Genomic DNA, 21,432 nt, shown 5'->3' on the forward strand with positions numbered 1-21,432 from the left:
GGCTTATTATTTTCTGTTTACTTCTTTAATTGCATCCTCAATTTTCATTTTGTTACCCGCTTTAAATGCAACCACAAATGCATCCGGTAGGCCTTCCTGAATAACTTCGTCTTTCAAACTATTTGCAGAATTAATGTCTCTTAAGTTTCCAATGGTATAAATAGTTAAACTGTCGGAAGTTTGATAATGATCAATTCCTCTGCTTGATAATTTTAGGAAAATTGCGGCAATTTCCAATGGAACCTCCGAGCGGAATACCCCGATTTGAACCTTAAATACAATGTCATTGTTTGCTTGATTTTTCAGGCCTTCAACAGGCAAAGCAATTTTTCCTTGCGTAGGATTTGCTGTCGCATTTTGCTTTTCAATTTTAATTGTTGGCACAGCAGTATTTAAGCCGGTAATCTTTGCATTTGAATTGGTCTCCGGCATTTTGTTCAAGTTACTCGAAGTTGCAAATACCGCTTTGCCTTGCTCTGCTTCCATTTTTTTAGCTTGCTCTACCGGAATTCTTGCACCGTTAAAATAAGTAGTCACAAACGCATCCTTTACACCAATTCCTACAATATTAGCTTTGGCTTGAGTGGCGATTTCGAGATTATCAAATATTCCTGAAGTATAACGATACAAGCCATTTGGTGTTCTTTCAAAATAAAGCGGTTGTATATTAAATAATTGATTGGCTAAAATGGGCTTAGAATAAACCCCAACCTGAACAGTATAAACCAATCCTTTTACTTCTTCAAAACTTACCGATGGTGCAACAGGACCACTTGGAATTTCTTCAACTTGCACCGGATTTGACTGACTGGATGCAGTTTCAGTTGATTTCACCTCCTGAATCGGAGTAGTTGTTTGTTGTTGAGTTGCCGCGCTATTTTCTTCGTTATTCAACTGCTCATTGCGCAATGCATTTCCTGCAAGGGTGGTGGATTCAGCTACAGGTTCCTCCTTTTTTGCTGCATTGTTATCCTGAACAGTATTAATAGGTGCTTTTACTAGAGGACCTGCATCAGCTATAAATTCATTCGCACAGGTTTTACCATCACGAATCATAGCAGTTGCTTCAGGAATCGAAATACGCTTACCATTGCAAAAAGCAACCACAAATGCATCCTTATATCCAATGGTGTTAATTTCTCTTTTTGCTCCATTCGCAGCTTCAAAATTTTTGAAATATCCTGCAGTATATCGAGTGATTCCGGTAGCCGAAGTTTCACCGCTAATAGGATCAAAACCTTTAAATAAATCTTGTGGAATTGGATTCCTAAAAGCACCAATTTGCACCTTAAATATAATTCCGGATGGCAATGTTGTATTAATTGGAATAGGATTATTCTTACTATAAATAGCTTTATTCACTTTCGTAAAAACTGCTTCCCGAATTAATTCATTGCGCTCATTCACAACATTGGCTAATTGCGAAGTTGATGAACTTTGCTCGGGTGTTACCAAATCCTGATTGTTTACAATAAGTTTTTCCGCAGGAACCTCTTTTTGCGCAGTTTGTTTTTCAGTTGTAACAGCTAAGTCTGAAGCAGGAGTTTCTGCAACGCCATTCGATTTCTCTGTGTTACTATTTACCGGAATGCCCACTAGTGCATCTTTAGGAACATCCTGCTTGATTTCTTTTGCAGTTTGAGTTGATGCAAGCGTTACAGAAGTTCTTGGCTCCTTGGTAGGCTTTTTATTGTTCATCACAGCAACGAGTTTGTCTTTGTCAGCTTCACTCAAGCGTGCAATGTATTTTGCGGCAGCACCCTTATTTTGTATGGAGGCCATATTCAAGCCCTTTGCAGCGCGCATGCTGGAGTCAGATAATTGCTTATTTTGATTAGATACAAAAGTAGCCTCAGCTGCCTTTCCAATATAATTTTGCATTTGAATAGTGTCCGTCGCTTGAGATGCTTTAATAATAAACTCTTCAGCACGCAATGAATCATTAGTAGCCTGAACTTTCAGTTTTTCGGCCCTGCTGGTGTAAAAAGATGCCTGTTGCAAATTCTCGGTCGCTGCTACCAACAAGCCATTGTAGTAATTATAATAGGGTGAACTTACAATACTATCAAATTCTACTTTATCCAATTTAATTGTACTTACCATTGTATCGGTAGGATAAACAAATGCCCGCGTGCGTTCCTCTTTCATTTCCTCACTCGGTTCGGATGAATTCTGAGCTAGCAGCGTCGATGAGCTCGTTTGAGTTTTAGTTGTATCCTTCGCAACACGAGCTGTTTCGGCTTGATCTACAGTATTCGTTTTCGCTGAAACGCTACTATCTGAATTTGAAGATTTAGAAGCTGTTAACTGTGGTAAAGTATTAACAGGTGTAGTACTCGAAACAGGGTTTATTTTTTCTATTGCAGTTTCATCATTGTTCACATTGCCATTGCTTGTTGAGGTGTTTAATGGAGTTGCTGCAGCAATCGGATTGGCTTGTGTGGATGCATATGCCTCCGGCTGAACTCCATAAGTAGTAAGTGCTCTGCGTTGTTTTTCAATTGCAGTTTTTTCAAGCTCCACAATTTTTTTCATTTCCAATTCCTTTACTGCAGCATCGGTAACTGACTTATTGAGTTCACTTTTTATGGAAGCTTCGTTGTAATAATAAGCCGCTTCAGCAACTAACATTTCAGCTCTAGAAACATTATCGTTATCAACACTTTTTGTGCTTTCGCTCACTCTTTTAAGCTGTGTGGTATTGTCATTGAATTCAACATTGTTGGCAACTGAATATGCTTTTAATGCATCTATTCGCTTTACATACATGCCCCTTTGCGTGCTGGCCAATTGTTCTTGCACTTTTTGTTTTGATGCAGAGTCAGAAGTTGTCACCAACACTTTTGTAAGCGAATCTTCCTCCACCTTCAATTGTGCTGCTTCTGCAGTAAGTCGCTCTGCTTTGCGCGCTTGCACTTTAGCTTGCTCTGTTACAAAATCATTTTCATACACTCCCTTAGTTTCATTATTGCTTTTCAAAGCAGCTCCTGCCAATGTATTATCAGAACTTGTTGTATTTACAGGCTTTACAATGGGAGTTGATTCACTTGCAATAGTTGTTGGTTTGTTTACAGCTGCAAGTGTTTCTGATGGAGCCACTGCCGAAATCTTTAATTTTAAATCTTGCAAATCCTTAAGGGTGGCATTCAATGAAGCTATATCCTCGCTGTTTTTTGCAGTTGCTTGTTGTGCTGTAACACTTGCAATTTTCTCATCCGTTGATTTCACCCATGATGCAGATAGTTTTTGCATTTCACTCGATTTTTGGGCGCCATCCGTAATTTGATTCACCTTTGCATACTGCTGATCATAGTCTTCCTCCAATTTATCAACATTTACAACTTGTGCATCATTTGTGGCAGCTGTTCCTGAACCAGACTTTGAAGTTTCTACCGGTGCCGCGTCATTTGCAGCAGTATTGGTATTTAAAGCTAAGGCAGATGTGCTTGCACTGTCCAATTTTTGTGAACTACTATTTTGGTTTTGCTCATTTGATTTAACTGTATTTGAAGCAAGTCCCGAAGAATCAATTCTATTTTCACTGCCGGCTACATTTTCAGTTTTTGTTGCTTGATTAACAGTTGCTGTTTGATTAGCAAGTGTTGCATTTGGGTTCACAGGTTTTGATGTGATTGTATCTGATTTAGTTTCTGCATTAGCAGTTGGATTTGCGTTAGCAGCTCCGGTAACGCTTGAATTTTCAGCTAAAGTTGTTGCTTCTTTAGTAGTCAAATTAGTCTTTGCATTTGTAGAATCAGCACTTGTAGTTTTTGCTTCCGCAGAAGGCTCGGCTGTTTGATTGGAGCTTATAGTACTATTAGGGTTTTTAGCACTTGTGTTTTGATTGGATGCATTAGTTGCAGTATTTCCAACTTCGTTTACATCATTAGATTGTGTTGTAACAGCTAAGGCAGAAGTGTCCTTTTTTGCTGCAGCATTCATTGACATTTCTTCCTTTTTCTCTGCCGCTGTAGTAAGTGCAATTTCAGGAGTTGGTGAATTCATGGCCTTTAAGTTTTCCAATTCCGTTATGCGCGATTGCATATTGGCTCTCTCATTTTTATCCTTCGAATTGGCTTGTTGGGTTTTCAAACTTGCGATGTCTTTTTCCCAATTTGAATTCATTTGCTTTCGCACCACATTTTTTTGTTCCTCACGCTTTATTGGATCTGAAATTTTATTGGCTTGAGCCATTTTAGAATTAAAATTCTCAGCCGTTACCGGAGATTTTCCAATTTCAGTTGTAATAAATGCATCTGCTGCATTATCATTAATATCGCTGTTGTTTGGTTTTAATACCGGTTCAGCCTTTGCAATCGTATTAGCTCTTCCTAAGTCGACAGCCAATTCATTTCCAAGCATGATTTTTTCCTGCGCACTTGGCACGGGTAAAGTATTTGTGCCTGATTTTAAATCATTCATTGCAGAAGCAACAAACTCCGATTGGCTCTTTAAATCGTTCGCCTCTTGCTGCAATTGATTTGCTAAAGCATAATTCTGCTCCAACTGCTTTTGCTTTTCAGCCTTTTGCAATTTTAAATCCTCTAATTGATTATTAATTTCTTGAGCCGATTTTTCATCTGCTGCTGCTGCTCTGTCTTTGGTTAATGTCTCAGCGCGTAAGTCAATGTCAAGCATTTCAGTTAACACAATCTTGGAGCGTGATTGCGCAGCGTCAGCTTCTTGCTGTTTGTTATCTGCTTGTTCAATCAAATCTCCTGCGGCAGCATCCGATGCACTTTTGGAACTGTTAGTTTCAGGTATTGCTGCTTTCTGCGCAGTCAAACGCTCAATCGATTCTTTTGAATTAATTTGAATTGCATTATCCAGTTCTTTAGCATAATTAAGTGCTACATCCGCTTCTGCATTCTTTGCTTTAGCATCTTCTTCCAAGTTTTTGGCAATCGAGTAAATCGCATACGCCTGAAGCGTATTCATCTTAGCCTCTCTCCTCATTTGATTTACCTTGTCCATTTCCATGGCTTTCTCTTGAGTGCTGCTCAAACTTTGTGCGCTTTTTTCAATAACTTCAGCCGAATTCAGTTTAGATTTTGAAACATCCATTTTAGATTTAGAAACAGCATAAGCCTGATCAGCCTTTAGCTGCATTTGATTCGCCTCAGCTCTTGTATCCTTTGCATCTTGATAAGCAATATTCACTAAATCCTGATTGCTGAGGTTGCTTGTTTTGGGTTGCTCCACAACAGCTGGGGTAGCTTCTGCAACAAAATTAACATCCAGTTTTGCCTTAGCTTTTAAGAGTGCCATCAAATTAGCTTCATTAATTGCCGCATCTTCAAATACATTTTCAACAATTAATTTATCGTTTTTAATACTAATTTTTTGTTGCAAGGTTCCTAAATCTTTCTTCTCGGGAACTTCTACAATTTCAGTTTTCATAGCTGAAACTTCACTCTCAACATTAAAAATATACTTCCCGCTCGACGGCAATGGAATACTGTAATTACCGGTTTTAGGATCAGATTTATAAACCCCAATAATTGCTTTAGTATCACTATTACGAACCGTAATAGTTGCCTCAGGATGTGTATTCTCGTCAATAGTTGAAAAGACACCGGAGATTAAAGCAATAGAAGGCGGTTTGGGCCCCACCACAATTTTATACACATTAATATTTCCTTGTCCACTCGATCTTCGCGACGAAAAATAGGCGACTTTATTTACATCATCCGAAATATACAAGATGTCATCATCCGGAGTATTAATGGCAAAATCCATATTAACAGGTGCTCCCCAAGTTGCATTGGCCGGGTTATATGTCGATTTAAAAACATCGTAGCCTCCCATTGAATTGTGTCCTTTTGAACAAAAATACAGGGTAGTTCCATCGTTACTCATAAAAGGAAAATCTTCATCAAATGCAGTGTTGATGCTATTTTCAAGTCGAATTGGATTGCTCCAATCCCCGTTATCCATTCTTCGCACTTTATAAATATCTTTTCCGTTCCTATCATTCTCGCCATAGCTCGAAAAATAAATTTCAGATTTATTCGGATTCAATACCACAACCGATTCCTCATTTTTCTTTTTATCCAAACTGGTTTTAAAGTCGTCAGGTTTCACCAATAATTTTAATCCAATGTTGCTTAAATCATAGGCTCTAAAATAATCGGTAAGTGCTAATTCCTTTTTATCCATTACGGTGAGGTCGCTAATATTTTTCAACAACTCCATTCCATTCCTACACATTTCCAATTGACGAACCACTTGAAATTTATCCTGATCGATTTTAGTTGCCTTAATTTTATAAGTGTTGTAAGCATTTAAGGCGCTAGAAAACCGGTAATTCAAATGATAGGCTTTACCCAAATAAAAATAAACATTGTTATCGATGGTACTATTTTTTGATGCAAATTCCAGATAAGCTATTGGCTTCTCACGGTCGTTTCCTGCTTCCAAGGCACAAACCCCATAGCGGTAATTGTAAACCGGATCCTTGGCATAAAAACTCAGTAATTGCGAATAAAGTGGCAAGGCCGATGTAAAATCGCCTGCTTCAAAATATTTCTGTGCTTGCTTTTTAACATCTTCTTCGGAAGTGTTTTGAGCAAATACAACTTGCCCTAAAATGACTAAAACAAATGAAAGCCAAGCAATACTACGTATGGTTTTTAATCTCATAGAGAGAAAATCAAGTATTTATTGAGGTGTTATTTGTACCTGTGACAATTCTAAATAATTGCACAAAATACTAAATTTTAATACGTATTTGCGCTAGTTTTTGAGTTTTTATACACGAGGTTTTTAACTTTTACTTCAGCAGTAATTTTATCCTCAAATTAAAATAGAAGATGCAGATTCTTGAAGATTTCCATACTAGGGTTCGATTTTACTAACAAACCTATGGAATGCTACAGCTAAAGTAGTAAGCGCTTTATTTAAAACAAGGTAGTTACGCTTGATATAGTATTGAAACTTAAACAGTATGACTAAAATCAGTGCGCTAAATCGGCATTAATTCAATTGAGGTTAGTTATCCCAAACTGGTACTTTCTAATACGGTAGGTGAATCGAACTTATTTATACAATTTTAGAACAAAAAAAATAAATATAAGCAAGTACGCAAAAGGCTATGCAAGTTTAATCCTAGGGTCTAGCACTGCGTAAAGTATATCCATGAGCGTATTTAAACAAATAAAGATAAAAGCAAAAACCAATACCACACCCATCGCAACAGGCAAATCCGATTTTGCTATTGCATCCACCAATTCTTTTCCCATCCCTTTCCATCCAAAAATATATTCAACAAACACCGAGCTTGCCATTAATCCTGCAAACCAACCCGAAATTGATGTTAAAACAACATTCAATGCATTTTTTAAGGCATGCTTAAATAAAACTCTAAGTGTCCCAATTCCTTTGGCCACAGCTGTACGCATATAATCCTGTGCAAGAACCTCCAACAATGCACTTCGCATTATTTGTGAAATAATAGCAAGTGGTCGCAAACTTAACGCAATTGCTGGAAGTAAAATATTCCGTAAATCCAAGTATTCGCCATTACCATAGTCATCTTGTGTATACAAACTACCTGTCATGTTTAAACCGGTATAATGTGTTAAAGCATATCCAAATATCCAAGAAATAAGAATACTGATAAAAAAGGATGGACTTGCCATACCTAGCACGCTTATTACTTGCCACATGACATCAAAAAAATTTCCCTTTTTCAAAGCTGAAACAACACCAATAAAAACACCAAAAAAAGTAGCAATAATAATAGCAGTTAGCACTAAAAGCAATGTCTCAGGTAAGGTTTCTATTATTATAGAATTAACGCTTCTATCCGTTTGATATGACCGGTGTAACAAGGGAATTTTAACAACTATTGCTGTTCCATTTTTAAAAGAAACCAGGATTTTAGAATTTGGATTCTTATCCATATTCATAAAAAATGGGTGCTGTTCATCTTTTAAATTTTGTATTGATACCGGAGATAAATCATTGAGATACATTAAATACTGATCACTCAAAGAAGAGTTTTTGAATGCAATCCCTTTGTGTAAAGAATCTAACCCAGTGTACTTTAACTGCTCATTTTTTGAGACATGCAACTGATTTTGCGGTAAAACGGCAAATAAAAAAAACACCACACTAACTATTCCCAACAGCACTAAAATACTCGTAAATAAGCGCTTGAGAATAAAATTGAGCACGGCTATTTTTTCAAGTAATTGCTAGCAACATCACCGTAAGAAGGAAAATCATTGTGGTGCCAAATGGCAACTACCACCCCATTCTTCATTAACATTAAGCCCGGATTCGATCGAATCATGGTTTTTAAAACGGTTTGATCCGTAATATAATAATCATATAATGCATTTACATCGTGACGAAAATTATCAACTTCCTTAGGTGATGAGCCCGCCAATCCTACGAATGCAACACTGTCTTTAGCACATTGTGCAACAAATTCATTAATTTTAGTTTGCACTTCTTTATCAGCTTTATTAATATCGTAGGATACCAACAAAAAATTATATTTTGGATTCGTAATAATCTTTTGAGTGATGTCCTCTCCTTCAGCTGTATTGATACTAAAATCATGAATAGCGGGATGATACCCTTCTTTCACCAATTTGTTGTTTGTTGCTTCCCATGCCCAAGTGAGCGTATCTTCCCATAAATAGTTAGCTTTGGTATATTCAGCCATGGTAAATTCCTTGCTTTCACCTGTCTTTTTGTTTTTATAAACCAACACGCTTTCGTAAACATCAGCTTGAGCTCCTTCAGGAATTTTCATTTGTTCAGGTATACTTTTACCAACCGCGTAAGGACGAAAATCCATAACCGGTAAATGCCAATAACAATACAAAGAGAAAAAAGTAACCAAAGCTAAAGAGCCGCCCACAATAAGCCAATCTACTTTGTCATTGAAAAACGATTTAATCTGATTTCTTCGAATGAATATTGGCACAATTAAAATAAACAATACAATATCTTTTGTAAAAGATTCCCAAGGAGTAAGTGACCTTCCTATAAGATTTTTCAATGCATCCCCAAAACAGCCACAATCGGTAACTTTATTAAAATAAGCGGAATAAAAGGTTAAAAAAGTAAAGAACACAATCATTAATAAAAGTGCCCATGCTACCGGCTTCATTTTACTTCCGGTGAGTGTTGCAACTCCGCACAATACTTCAAAAGCACAAATAAATATTGCCAATCCCAAGGCCATGGGTTTTAAAAATTCAGTACCAAAAACCTCAAAGTACTCTTGTAATTTATAAGCAAACCCTAAGGGATCATTCGCTTTAATTAACCCCGAAATGATAAACAAAACGCCAACCAGTATGCGGCAAATTCCTGTAATTATTTTCATATTTATTTGTAGCTAGTGTTATTTAGTTAATGAGTTATTGAGCTATTGGTTATTGGGTTATTGAGTTATTGCGTTATTGGGTTATTGTGTTAATGTGTACAAGGATTTAAGTACTTAGATTTGTTATGTTTATATAATATGTTCCTTTCTTAATTCTTAATCGTATCTGTAAATTCGTTTCAATTCGTTTATCCGCAACCATCCAAAGCTTTTCGTAAATTCGTATCGATTCGTTTATCAGTAACCCAAATCTGCTAATCGGCTAATCAACAAATCAGCTAATCATCCAATCTAATTAATGCAAACACACTATAATTTAAAATATCTAAATAATTTGCATCAATACCTTCCGAAATCAGCGACATTCCTTTATTGTCTTCAATTTGCTTTGTGCGCATCAATTTCATTAAAATTAAATCGGTTAAAGAACTGATTCGCATATCGCGCCATGCTTCACTGTAATCGTGATTTTTATCCTCCATCAAATTTTTTGCCATTTTTGCAAAATGGTCATAGAGCTGTACTGCTTTTTCTAAAGGCAGTTCCATTTCGTCCTTTTCAGATAACGAAAGTTGAATTAATCCAATGATGGCATAATTTACTATTCCAATGTATTCCGATTGAATATTTTCTTCCACCTTCTGCATGCCTTTATCTTCAATACTTCTGATACGCTGTGCTTTAATGAAAATTTGATCTGTTATGCTGGAAGTACGTAAAATTCTCCAGGCACTTCCATAATCATGCATTTTTTTTGTAAAAATGTCTTTACATTTCTTTATACTTGAATCAAATTGTGCTGAAGTTTTACTCATGTCTTCTACCTATCAACTTATGTAATGGCTTGTTAATACTGCAAACGAAACAATTTTATTTTTAAATGGCTGGTAAAGATACTCCTTTTTTAAAAAAATCAATGCTCCGCTGTGGGGCTAAACTACTGGATATTTCTACACCTCGTGTAATGGGAATATTAAATGTTACACCGGATTCTTTTTTTGATGGAAATAAATATACGGTGGCTGCAAAAATAAAAGCCAGAGTTGCGGTCATGATTTCTGAAGGGGTTGATATTATTGATATTGGAGGCATATCTACCAGACCAAAAAGCAGTATCATTTCTGAAAAAGATGAATTGAAAAGAGTGCTTCCGGCAGTAGAATTAATTGCCGCTAACTTCCCAGAAACAATCATTTCTATTGATACATTTCATGCCGGAGTTGCGCAAACATGTATCCGATCAGGTGCACAACTGATTAATGATATAAGCGCCGGAAATTTTGATAAAAAAATGTTGGACACTGTTGTCGAACTTGGAGTTCCCTATTGTATGATGCATCAACAAGGAAGCTTCTCCACTATGCACCAATCCTACGTGTACAAAAATTTGTTAAAAGAAATGATTCTCTATTTCTCGGAAAAAATCCGCTACCTGCACAGCAATGGATTGAACGATATTTTAATTGACCCCGGATTTGGATTCAGTAAATCTGTAGAACAAAATTTTCATCTACTTAAAAATCTATCTTTGCTCGAAATTTTGGAAGTACCAATATTAGTGGGAATTTCAAGAAAATCGATGATCAATAAAATTCTTAAAACAACACCCGAAGATGCGTTGAACGGTAGTTCAGTGTTAAATACATTGGCATTGCAAAACGGTGCAAGTATTTTACGCGTGCATGATGTAAAACAGGCTAAACAAGCCATTCAGCTCTATCAATTTTATAAGGAACAAGAATGATTTTATCCGCCTTACCTGATTTTTTTCATTTTCGTTGGCTCGATGTGCTTGACATTCTTTTTGTTGCGGTATTAATTTACCAATTGTACAAATTGGTGAGAGGAACTGTTGCTGTAAATATTTTTGTCGGAATTATTGCTGTATATTTTCTTTGGTTTTTGGTGCGTATACTCAATATGCAATTGCTAAGCACCATTCTTGGACAATTTATAGGAGTGGGTGTACTTGCCATTATTATAGTGTTTCAACAAGAAATTCGAAAATTTTTATTGCTAATCGGCACCAGCAACTTATTTAATAAAGCAAAATTCAGCACTTCACTTTTAAATTTTGGCACCGACACTAAAAAGAAATTCGCAGGAGAATTAAATTCTATTGCTAAAGCCTGCCGCAGCATGTCAGAAAGTAAGACCGGTGCCATCATTGTAATAGAAACAAATTCGGATTTAAGTTTTTATGCTAAAACCGGCGACATGATAAATGCAAAAATTTCGGTACGTTTGATTGAAAGCATTTTCTTTAAGAATTCGCCCTTGCACGATGGTGCCATTATTATTTCAGGAAATTCTATTCAGGCTGCACGCTGTGTACTTCCGGTGAGTGAAAATTCATCTTTTCCGGCCAATTTAGGTATGCGCCATCGCGCTGCTGCCGGTATCACCGAAGTAACTTCCTCCCTTGCTATTGTTGTTTCTGAACAAACCGGAGAAATAGCCATATCCCGAGATGGGCAATTATCATTAAATATTTCGCCCGACCGACTTATTCAAGAAATTGAAAAAGCCATGGATAATAATTAAGAACTTTTTTTGTTTTTGGCTTCAAACTCTTTAATCAATTCCTCGTCTGTTTTACCTAAGTTATCAATACAGGCTTTTGCATCTTGAGAAATTCTTTCATCAGGAAATTTCTTTATTACTTCACGATACAATTGCTCTGCCTGACCTAATTGGTGCAATTGATTTTCATATATAAAGGCCTGTAAAAACAAGCAGTAGGATGCCTTTTTAAAATCAGGATAATTCTCATATACCGTTTTAAAAAAACCTATTGCTTCTTGCGAATGATTCAAACTGCTGGATATCTCGCCTGCTTTAAATAAATAATCGGCTGCCAACTTCGTCGTCGGATAATCCTTCACAATATTAGCATACACATTCACCGTTTTTTGCGCAGCAACCTTATTAAATCCTGCATCGGGATTGGCATACAACAATTTTTCCATCGAATCAATCTGTTGTATATACATGGCTTCACTCACCTTTTCAGGTGCATTTTTCTTCGCATCGTTCGAACAAGATGCCATAGCAACGATAATTATAAGGCAATAAATACTGTTTAATTTAGTCATGGTATTGTGTTGTGAATTGAGTTATTTGTTATTGAGTTATTGATTTGTCGAGTTGTTGAAATTATTAATTTCCTATGTCATCCTGAGCGTAGTCGAAGGATGAGTTTTTGAGTAATGAGATTTAAAATGTAATTAATTGTTATTCTGCCCTATAACTAAATTAGTAAATTTGTGAAGATTCGTTTATCCGCAACCAACATCAGCTAATCGGCTAATCATCAAATCAGCCTATTTTTTCACCGGAAATTTCATCCCATAATCCACATCTACTTTGCCTTTGCTGATATCGTTGAGCTTACCACGGATAAGTGTTTTTTTTAATGGATTTAATTTATCGGTAAATAATTTCCCTTCAATATGGTCGTATTCGTGTTGAATTACACGGGCAGCCAGTCCACTAAATTCCTCTTCATAAAAATCCCAATGCTCATCATAATACTGAACAACAATGATAGGCTTACGCATAATATCCTCACGAATACCGGGAATACTCAAACATCCTTCATTAAAAGCCCACTCCTCTCCTGTTTCTTCTAGTATCACCGGATTAATAAATACCTGCACGAAATCCTTCAGCTCCGGTTCTTTATCCTCAAAAGGCGATGCGTCTACAATAAATAAACGGATCGACTTGCCAACTTGTGGTGCTGCCAATCCTACACCATGCGCATTGTCCATGGTATCAAACATATTGTCGATTAGCTCCTTTAATTTAGGATAATCTTTATCAATTTCTTTCGCTACTTTTTTTAATACGGGGTCGCCGTAAGCTACTATCGGTAAAATCATTCCGGCTTATTCTGCTGATTTATAAATTTTAAATGCTCCATAAAGGACTGTAAAATAAGGGTTGCGCTAACTTTGTCGACTGTTTCCTTATTTTGACGATCCTTCTTTTTCACTCCTCCATCAATCATCGCTTGAAATGCCATTTTTGACGTAAAGCGTTCATCCATACGTTCCACTTTCATTGTCGGGAAACGGTTCTTAAATTCTTTTACAAATTTTTCCGTCATCTCTGTCGAATGTGAATCACTTAGGTTTAACCGTTTAGGTTCACCCACCACTACACATTCAACAGCCTCCTTCGCAAAATAGTTTTTCAAAAAAACAAAAATCTCTTTGGTCGGAACGGTATCCAGCCCATTTGAAATTAGCTGTAAAGTATCTGTAACAGCTATTCCTACACGCTTCCCACCATAATCAATCGCTAAAATGCGCGCCATGAATTTTTCGTTTTTTTAAATGTGCTGCAAAGATAATTTTTTGAAGCAAATTACAATCTAAGTCTGTTATGCCACTCAGCTATTTAGGTTATAAGCATTTGATGGCGTCTTGAATGCAATTTATGCCCATAGAATGAGTTATTTTTCTCTCAAAAAAATTCAAAATCCTTTTATCAAATAAAATTAACTTTGCCTGAATCAAATAGATGAACATGGAAAAAATTATAGAAGCTGCTTGGGAAAATCGCGAATTGCTTAAAGAAAAAGATACACAACAGTGCATCCGCGAAGTGATAGATTTATTAGATAAGGGCAAAGTTCGTGTTGCAGAGCCAACAGCAGAAGGTTGGAAAGTAAATGAATGGATTAAAAAAGCGGTAATACTTTATTTTCCAATTCAAAAAATGGAAACTATTGAACTTGGCATTTTTGAATTTCACGATAAAATGAAACTAAAAACCAATTATGCCGATGCCGGTGTGCGTGTTGTTCCACATGCTGTTGCACGATATGGAGCTTTTCTCGCCAATGGTGTGATTATGATGCCTAGCTATGTAAACATAGGTGCTTATGTGGATAGTGGAACCATGGTAGATACTTGGGCCACTGTAGGTTCCTGCGCACAAATTGGTAAAGATGTACACCTCAGCGGCGGAGTAGGAATTGGAGGTGTGCTTGAGCCCATTCAAGCTGCTCCGGTAATCATTGAAGATGGCTGTTTTATTGGCTCTCGCTGCATTGTTGTGGAAGGTGTGCGTGTTGAAAAAGAAGCGGTGTTGGGAGCAAATGTGGTACTCACCATGAGCACCAAAATTATTGATGTTACAGGACCCATGCCTATGGAACGAAAAGGTTTTGTACCGGCACGCTCTGTTGTTATCCCCGGCTCATACACCAAAGATTTTCCATCCGGAAAATACCAAGTACCTTGTGCGTTAATAATTGGCAAGCGAAAAGAAAGTACCGATTTAAAAACATCTTTAAATGCGGCCTTGAGAGAGTTTAATGTTTCCGGATAATTTTTAACTGCAGATTAATCAAGCAAAAAAATGGTGTTATGTTTTAAATGAAATAAAGCATGAGAAATTCAAAAATACATTCAAGTGTGCTAAAAAAGACCACCAGTAAAGTAATTAGAAAGGCATACCTCATGCTTTTTCTTTGCTACTTTATTCTCTTAACCGGAGGCAAACTAGCTGCACAAACAAAACGAAAAGTTTTGTTTCTTGGAAATAGCTACACAGCTGCAAATAATTTACCACAATTGGTGCATGATGCTGCCCTTTCTGCTGGTGATACCTTAATTTTCGACAGCAATACTCCCGGTGGTTATCAATTAATTTCTCATGCAGCCGATGTTACAAGTCAAAATAAAATTATGACTGGTACTTGGGATTATGTAGTGTTGCAAGGCCAAAGTCAAGAACCTGTTACACAATATGGAACATTTTCATCAGGCGGTACTCAATTAAATAATTTATTAAACCAATACAACCCTTGTTCGGTAGCAATGCTTTACATGACCTGGGGTAGAAAAAATGGAGATGTTACTAATTGTGCTAATTATCCTGTGATGTGCACTTATATCGGAATGGATAGCACCTTAAAAAAAAACTATGAAAAGCTTGCAAAATCGTTAAATGCAGAAGTAAGTCCGGTTTCAGTTGTTTGGAGACATATCAGACAAAATTATCCTTCAATTCAATTGTATGATTCCGATGAGAGTCATCCGGCAATTGCCGGCTCCTATGCTGCCGCTTGTTGTTTTTATGCCTGCCTTTTTAAAAAAGATCCTAGCCTTATTTCGTTTAATTCGAGCTTGAATCCTAACGATGCTGCAGCCATAAGAACTGCGGTTAAAACTGAAGTTTTTGACAATTTACAAGGGTGGGATTTTAAACAGCTCCCAACGTCCAACTTTAACTATTATATCGGCAGCGGTATAAATGAAGTAATTTTTAATGCTTTACCCAATAACACTGCTGAAAACTATTTATGGGATTTTGGCGATGGCGCTACCTCCACGTTATCCAATCCAATTCATTCCTATTTAGTAAACGGAACCTATACTGTATCCTTAACGACAACAAATTGCGACTTGCAGGGAATGCATACAAGCATGTCAGATACCGTAATTCAATTTTGTAACCACACACCCAGTATATACACAATGCAATCATGGCTTTGCCTAAATGATACACTTTGGACACAAGCGGCAACAAGCTATCAATGGTTTGTTAATGGTCAAACCATACCTGAAACAAATCAATACCTGGCGCATTATTATCAATATGCAAATGGGTCAGGCTTTTCAGTGCTTTCGAATGTGAACGGTTGTGCCGAATTGTCTAAAGCAAGCACCGATATGCCTGAATGGTCGGGCTATTATTTTGATATTTTACCTATCGCTGATCCATGCATTGGCGATACGGTAGCATTTGCTGTATTGCACATTAATGGATTTTTATCCGGTGCTGAAATTATTCAGTGGTATAAAAATGACACACTTTTAACATCAATGGCCAATGCAGATACTTTACTGATTTCATCTGCCGGTAAGTACGCATGTAAAGTAGTTAATCCAAATTCAAACTGCCCAACAGATACTACTTCTTATACAATGGTATTTACATGTGGCACAATTGGTATAAAAGAAAAGGAAGAAACAATAGCTTGGAAAATATTCCCAAATCCAACATCAGAGACGATTACAGTAAAAGTTAAAGACATTAAAAAGAAAGAGCAAATTCAAATTTATGCAGCCAACGGACGTCTCAAAAAAACAATGGAAGTCACTGGTGAAACAACATTTAGCATAGCTGATTTGCCTGATGGAATGTACTTTATTCGACTCAAAAAGAATTCCCTGAATCCGATTAAATTTATCAAGCAGAAGAAATAGTGGTGAATTAAGGCGATAAGGTGCAAACCCAAAGGTCGATCAACAATATTTTAAAAGCCTTTCGGATTTAAGGCATATAATTATCTATTTCGCTGATATCGGTTGTTGAGAGTATTGGTAAGCTGGGCAATGCAAACAGGTCCATTGTTTTAATGGTAAAGGAACCGAAAATAGAAGTTCTTATTCCGCTATATCCTAAGCTTTTGGCGGTTGAAATAAGCAAGGAATTATTAGCCCCGTTTCCATAAGGTAAGGCAAGCCACATATTGGATTGTCCGGTTGCACTTTGAATGTCATTTTTAGAATTGCCTAATTCTGCTTTTAACCAATTTTGATAATCGGTAGTATTGGAGAAATTGCTGGAGTCTTTTACGAGAAATGGATGCGTATCTGTATGACTTTCTATCGAGAACAATTTTTCGCCAGAACTACATCGGTACTGATCCATTTCAGCAATGTTAGGCCAAGTAACCCTATCTGAATCGCCCACCCAATCGGTAACCATAAAAAAAGTAGCCGGCATTCCCATTTCCTTTAATTTGGGATAAGCTATCGTGTAATCGCTGGCATGCCCATCGTCAAATGAAATAATAACTGCATCAGATGTTAATTTTTTTGCTCCGCTCTTTATTTTTACTAAATCGTCAAAACTCAATACTTGATAACCTCTCGCAGCAATAAAATTTAAATCTTCTTTAAAATCACGCCCACTTCGCTCATACAAATCTTCGGGGTAATCGGGCACCAGCTTGTGATACATCAGAATCAGAATCCTATGTTTATTATCCAATAGCGAATCCGTACCATTAACGTTATTGGCAACTTCATTGGTTACATGATAATTATTAATTACAATTTGATCTTCTTTTTTGCACCCGAGAAAAATAACAAAAATGAAAATAATTGAAAATGCAAAAAACTTTTTCATAGTAAAAGAGTGATTAATTTCTCCCTTTTACGCAATTTATAGAATTGATGTTACGTTCCGAACGAAATTTTCAATCAATTAAACCATCGAATTTGTGCTAGCAAGTAGTAAAATGCAACAACCGAAAAAAAAATTTTTTAATTATTTCGCCGGAGCATCATCCCCCACTTCTTCTTCAGGTTCCAATTCTATTTTACCGCCATGGTGGTTCATTTGGCGCATTATCCAGTTTTCGCGTTTGCGCACATATTTGCTCGGTTTGCCCGGATTCCATTTGCGTGGATTTGGCAGCACAGCAGCAATTAAAGCAGCTTCCCCTTGGTTGATTTTTTTTGCATCTTTCTTAAAGTATTCTCGCGAAGCTGCCTGAGCACCATATACCCCATCACCCATCTCAATCACATTTAAGTATACTTCCATAATTCGTTCCTTGCTCCAGAAGAGCTCAATTAAGGTTGTAAAATATACTTCAAAGCCTTTACGCACCCAGCTTCTCCCCTGCCATAAAAAAACATTTTTTGCTGTTTGCTGTGAAATTGTACTGGCGCCTCTAAGCTTTTTTCCCTTTTTTTTCTCATTGTATTTCATGGCCTTTTCTATTGCCTTCATATCAAAACCATGATGCTCCAAAAAAAGTTGGTCTTCTGAACAAATAACAGCTAAGGATAAATTGGGTGAGATATTTTCAATAGGCTCCCAATCCTTTTTGCATTTAATTTTTTTTCCTTCAGCCATCTGATCCACCATACGTGTAAGCATTAATGGGGTAAAAGGTATAGGCACCCACCTAAAAAGTATTACTGAAATGACACTTGCCGCAATAAAAATAAGCGCAGCCCGCCAGCAAAACCGCCATACTTTTTTTAAAATTTCCTTCATATATGAGTGTTAAAGCAAAACTAGGACAAACCTGAGATTCTTCCCGTAATATCAATGTCCATTTTCTCAGAAGCCGGTATAGCAGGAAGCCCCGGCATACGCATCATTTCACCTAAGATTGGAATCACAAAACCTGCACCTGCAGCAAATTCAAATTCACGCACGTTAATTACAAAATCCCTTGGTCTACCGATTTTGCTTTCATTATCACTCAATGACTTTTGTGTTTTGGCCATGCAAATTGGAAGTTTATCCAAATTAAGTGCTACTATAGTTTTAAGCTGTTGTCGCGCTGTATTGGAATATTCCACATGATCAGCACCATATATCTCCGTAGCAATAATTTTAATTTTCTCTTCCACTGAAAGGTTCCAATCATACAGTTTTTTAAAGTGATTCACATCCTTTTCAATAGCATCCACAACGGCATTTGCAAGCTCCTTTGTTCCTTCGCCACCCAACTCAAATCCTTTCGAAACGACTGCATTTACTGCTAATTTTGCACATTCACTTATCACAAAGTTTACCTCTTCTTCCGAATCACTAAAGAAATGATTAATGGCGACCACCGGAGTGATTCCAAATTTTTTACAGTTTTCGATATGTTTAAACAAATTTTCAAATCCTCTTTTCACATATTCCAAATTCGGAGTATTGTATTCTTCTTTTTTGGCGCCACCATGATGACGCAGAGCACGAATAGTAGCCACTAACACAATTGCATGCGGTTCCAATCCGGCATAACCGCACTTAATATTCATAAATTTTTCAGCACCCAAATCTGCACCGAATCCCGCTTCAGTTACCACATAATCCCCTAACGACAATCCCATTTTTGTGGCTATAATGGTGTTAGTGCCTTGCGCAATGTTCGCAAAAGGGCCTCCATGAAGTATAGCAGGATTTCCTTCCAAGGTTTGCACCAAATTGGGTTTAATGGCATCTTTTAAGAGCAATGCCATTGCACCTTCGGCATTCAAATCGCGCGCATAAATTGCTTTTTTATCAAAAGTAAAACCGATGAAAATATTTCCCAATCGCTTTTTTAAATCTTCCAAATCTTTCGACATGCAAAGGATTGCCATTACTTCGCTGGCTGCCGTAATATTAAATCCATCTTCGCGAGGGATACCATTTGCGGTTCCTCCAATTCCAATAATAATATTGCGTAAGGAGCGGTCGTTCATATCCATTACGCGCTTCCATGCGATGGTGCGGGGATCAATATTTAAACTGCGCGATTTACTTTGAAGGTTATTATCGATTAATGCCGACAATAAATTATTAGCCTTTTCAACAGCTGAAAAATCTCCGGTAAAATGAAGGTTAATGTCCTCCATCGGAATCACTTGAGAATAGCCCCCGCCAGCAGCACCACCTTTCATTCCGAAAACTGGACCCAAAGAAGGTTCTCTTAAAACAACTATGGCCTTTTTTCCAATTTTATTTAAGCCTTCATTCAAGCCAATGGATACTGTAGTTTTTCCTTCTCCTGCAGGTGTTGGGTTTATTGCGGTAACTAAAATTAATTTTCCTTTTGCAACTTTTTCCGCATCAATAAGCTCGAGCGGCAATTTTGCTTTGTGTTTGCCATAATATTGTAAATCATCGTTTGAGATATTAATTTTTGCAGCAACATCCTTGATGTGTTCAATTGCAGCATTTTGCGCTATTTCCAAGTCACCGGGCACTGTCTGATTTTTTGAAACCATTTTCTTTTCGTTTTTAATTTATTCTTGCTAAATTGAAGCTACTTCTGTCCACGGCAAAATACTTAATTTTTCATTTACAATTTCATTGGATTTACCGCCATGAATTAATAAGCAAGTGCTTTGTGGCTGATATTTATTCCAATAATTCAAGCCTCTAATAAATGCTGAATCGTATTTTTTGCCTGATTTTATTTCAATTGCAATTGGTTTTCCTTCCCTCTCAAGTATCAAATCCACTTCATTTCCTGCACTGTCCCTGAAATAATACATGCCCCCATTTTGTGCGGCGTTAAAATTATTCTTTTTTATTTCTGAAATAATCCAATTTTCAAATATAGCACCATAGGCACTATGTTGTTGCAATAGTGTTAAATTTTTTATACCCAATAAACTGCATAATAAACCGGTATCATAAAAATAAAGTTTTGGGCTTTTCACAATGCGCTTATTTAAATTATTGTACCAAGGTTGCAATTGGTATACGATATAACTATTTTCAAGCAAACCTATCCAAGAAAGAATTGTCTTCGTATCCACTCCTGTTTGCTGTGCCAGCGCATCTCGATTTAGTATTTGCCCGGCATAATTTGCACATAAATATAAAAAGCGATTAAAGGCAGCCAAATTACTTATGTTCTTCAGCAAGCGAACATCTCTTTGCACATACGTTTGAATATAACTATTCAACCATCCATTGGGGTGCAATTTTTCAGTCCATATTTCGGGATAGCCACCTTGAAGAATAAGCTTATTCACATCTATCGGTGCCAGCTTTGCCTGAGTTAGTTCAGCATAGCTAAAAGGTAAGAGCGACAAATATCCGGCTCTTCCGGCCAAGGATTGGGAAACTTGTTCTTGTAATAAGAAGTTATTGGAACCGGTCAAAATAAACTGACCACGCTTTCTATTGCTATCTAAGATTTCCTGCAAATACCTGAAGATATGCGGCACGCGTTGCACTTCGTCAAAAACAGCTCCATCCCGATACTTTTTTAAAAATGCTTTTGGGTTTACTTCTGCCTGATGTTGCACAGAAGGAGTTTCAAAATTCAAATAGGGCTTACCCTTAAATAATTGCTTTCCCAAGGTGGTTTTTCCACTTTGTCGCGGGCCGGTAATGCATAAAGCTCTAAACTGTGTAAGTGCTTGCTTTGCTTCTTGAAAAATTAATCGGGTTACCATTCTCTAGTACTTTCCACAAAATTAGTAAAAAATGGAATACGATTCCATTTTTACATAAATTTGCAAAAATGGAGTGAAATTCCATATTTACATAAAATTGCAAAAATGGAGTGAGATTCCATATTTGCATAAATTTGCAAATATGGAGTAGGTTCAAAAGCACCA

General features: G+C 36.9%; 15 protein-coding genes. 4 read left to right on the forward strand and 11 right to left on the reverse strand.

The features are described 5' to 3' along the window. Nucleotides 1-6 precede the first annotated feature (6 nt). From IPP32_14790 to IPP32_14805, 4 genes are all read right to left on the reverse strand, one after another. Nucleotides 7-6,642, reverse strand: a complete 6,636-nt coding sequence (locus IPP32_14790) for a PD40 domain-containing protein (GenBank protein ID MBL0049350.1) — start codon at nt 6,640-6,642, stop codon at nt 7-9. A 449-nt stretch (nt 6,643-7,091) separates the two neighbouring features. Further along, nucleotides 7,092-8,177 (reverse strand): ABC transporter permease, encoded by a 1,086-nt coding sequence (locus IPP32_14795; GenBank protein ID MBL0049351.1) that lies wholly within the window; start codon nt 8,175-8,177, stop codon nt 7,092-7,094. Nucleotides 8,178-8,179: 2 nt separating this feature from the next. Beyond that, the gene (locus IPP32_14800) at nt 8,180-9,343 is read right to left on the reverse strand and encodes a DoxX family protein (protein MBL0049352.1); all 1,164 of its coding nucleotides are present in this window, start codon (nt 9,341-9,343) and stop codon (nt 8,180-8,182) included. Nucleotides 9,344-9,621: 278 nt separating this feature from the next. Then, nucleotides 9,622-10,158, reverse strand: coding sequence for a DUF1599 domain-containing protein (locus tag IPP32_14805; protein MBL0049353.1), 537 nt, complete (start codon nt 10,156-10,158; stop codon nt 9,622-9,624). Between the two features lie 65 nt (nt 10,159-10,223). Here IPP32_14805 and folP point away from each other — a divergent pair, with 65 nt between their 5' ends. Beyond that, nucleotides 10,224-11,087: a dihydropteroate synthase gene (gene folP / locus IPP32_14810; protein MBL0049354.1), complete on the forward strand. Its 864-nt coding sequence runs from the start codon at nt 10,224-10,226 to the stop codon at nt 11,085-11,087. Beyond that, on the forward strand, nt 11,084-11,887 hold the full coding sequence (locus tag IPP32_14815; GenBank protein ID MBL0049355.1) for a TIGR00159 family protein: 804 nt from the start codon (nt 11,084-11,086) through the stop codon (nt 11,885-11,887). Before folP ends, IPP32_14815 begins: the two co-directional genes overlap by 4 nt. Here the strand turns inward: IPP32_14815 and IPP32_14820 are convergent. The 3 genes from IPP32_14820 to ruvX form a co-directional block, all read right to left on the reverse strand. Further along, the gene (locus tag IPP32_14820; GenBank protein MBL0049356.1) at nt 11,884-12,438 is read right to left on the reverse strand and encodes a tetratricopeptide repeat protein; all 555 of its coding nucleotides are present in this window, start codon (nt 12,436-12,438) and stop codon (nt 11,884-11,886) included. The genes IPP32_14815 and IPP32_14820 overlap by 4 nt on opposite strands. A gap of 228 nt (nt 12,439-12,666) precedes the next feature. Further along, nucleotides 12,667-13,227, reverse strand: a complete 561-nt coding sequence (locus tag IPP32_14825; protein ID MBL0049357.1) for a peptide deformylase — start codon at nt 13,225-13,227, stop codon at nt 12,667-12,669. Then, on the reverse strand, nt 13,224-13,664 hold the full coding sequence (ruvX, locus tag IPP32_14830; GenBank protein MBL0049358.1) for a Holliday junction resolvase RuvX: 441 nt from the start codon (nt 13,662-13,664) through the stop codon (nt 13,224-13,226). Before ruvX ends, IPP32_14825 begins: the two co-directional genes overlap by 4 nt. 206 nt (nt 13,665-13,870) lie before the next feature. On the opposite strand from ruvX, the gene IPP32_14835 reads away from it, so the two are divergent. Then, the gene (locus tag IPP32_14835) at nt 13,871-14,683 is read left to right on the forward strand and encodes a 2,3,4,5-tetrahydropyridine-2,6-dicarboxylate N-succinyltransferase (protein ID MBL0049359.1); all 813 of its coding nucleotides are present in this window, start codon (nt 13,871-13,873) and stop codon (nt 14,681-14,683) included. Nucleotides 14,684-14,742: 59 nt separating this feature from the next. Next, nucleotides 14,743-16,566 carry a T9SS type A sorting domain-containing protein gene (locus tag IPP32_14840; protein ID MBL0049360.1) on the forward strand — a complete coding sequence of 608 codons (1,824 nt, stop codon included), beginning with the start codon at nt 14,743-14,745 and terminating at the stop codon, nt 16,564-16,566. A gap of 67 nt (nt 16,567-16,633) precedes the next feature. On the opposite strand, the gene IPP32_14845 is transcribed toward IPP32_14840, so the two are convergent. From IPP32_14845 to IPP32_14860, 4 genes are all read right to left on the reverse strand, one after another. After that, nucleotides 16,634-17,494 (reverse strand): polysaccharide deacetylase family protein, encoded by an 861-nt coding sequence (locus IPP32_14845; GenBank protein MBL0049361.1) that lies wholly within the window; start codon nt 17,492-17,494, stop codon nt 16,634-16,636. A 141-nt stretch (nt 17,495-17,635) separates the two neighbouring features. Continuing rightward, a complete protein-coding gene (gene mtgA, locus IPP32_14850; protein MBL0049362.1) occupies nt 17,636-18,373 on the reverse strand; it encodes a monofunctional biosynthetic peptidoglycan transglycosylase in 738 nt (245 codons plus the stop codon). A 20-nt stretch (nt 18,374-18,393) separates the two neighbouring features. Further along, nucleotides 18,394-20,085, reverse strand: coding sequence for a formate--tetrahydrofolate ligase (locus tag IPP32_14855; GenBank protein ID MBL0049363.1), 1,692 nt, complete (start codon nt 20,083-20,085; stop codon nt 18,394-18,396). A 27-nt stretch (nt 20,086-20,112) separates the two neighbouring features. Further along, entirely contained in the window at nt 20,113-21,267 is a 1,155-nt protein-coding gene (locus IPP32_14860) for an ATP-binding protein (GenBank protein MBL0049364.1), read from the reverse strand. Between the last annotated feature and the right edge of the window lie 165 nt (nt 21,268-21,432).

This window comes from Bacteroidota bacterium (assembly GCA_016721765.1).
Taxonomy (GTDB): Bacteria; Bacteroidota; Bacteroidia; order UBA4408; family UBA4408; genus UBA4408.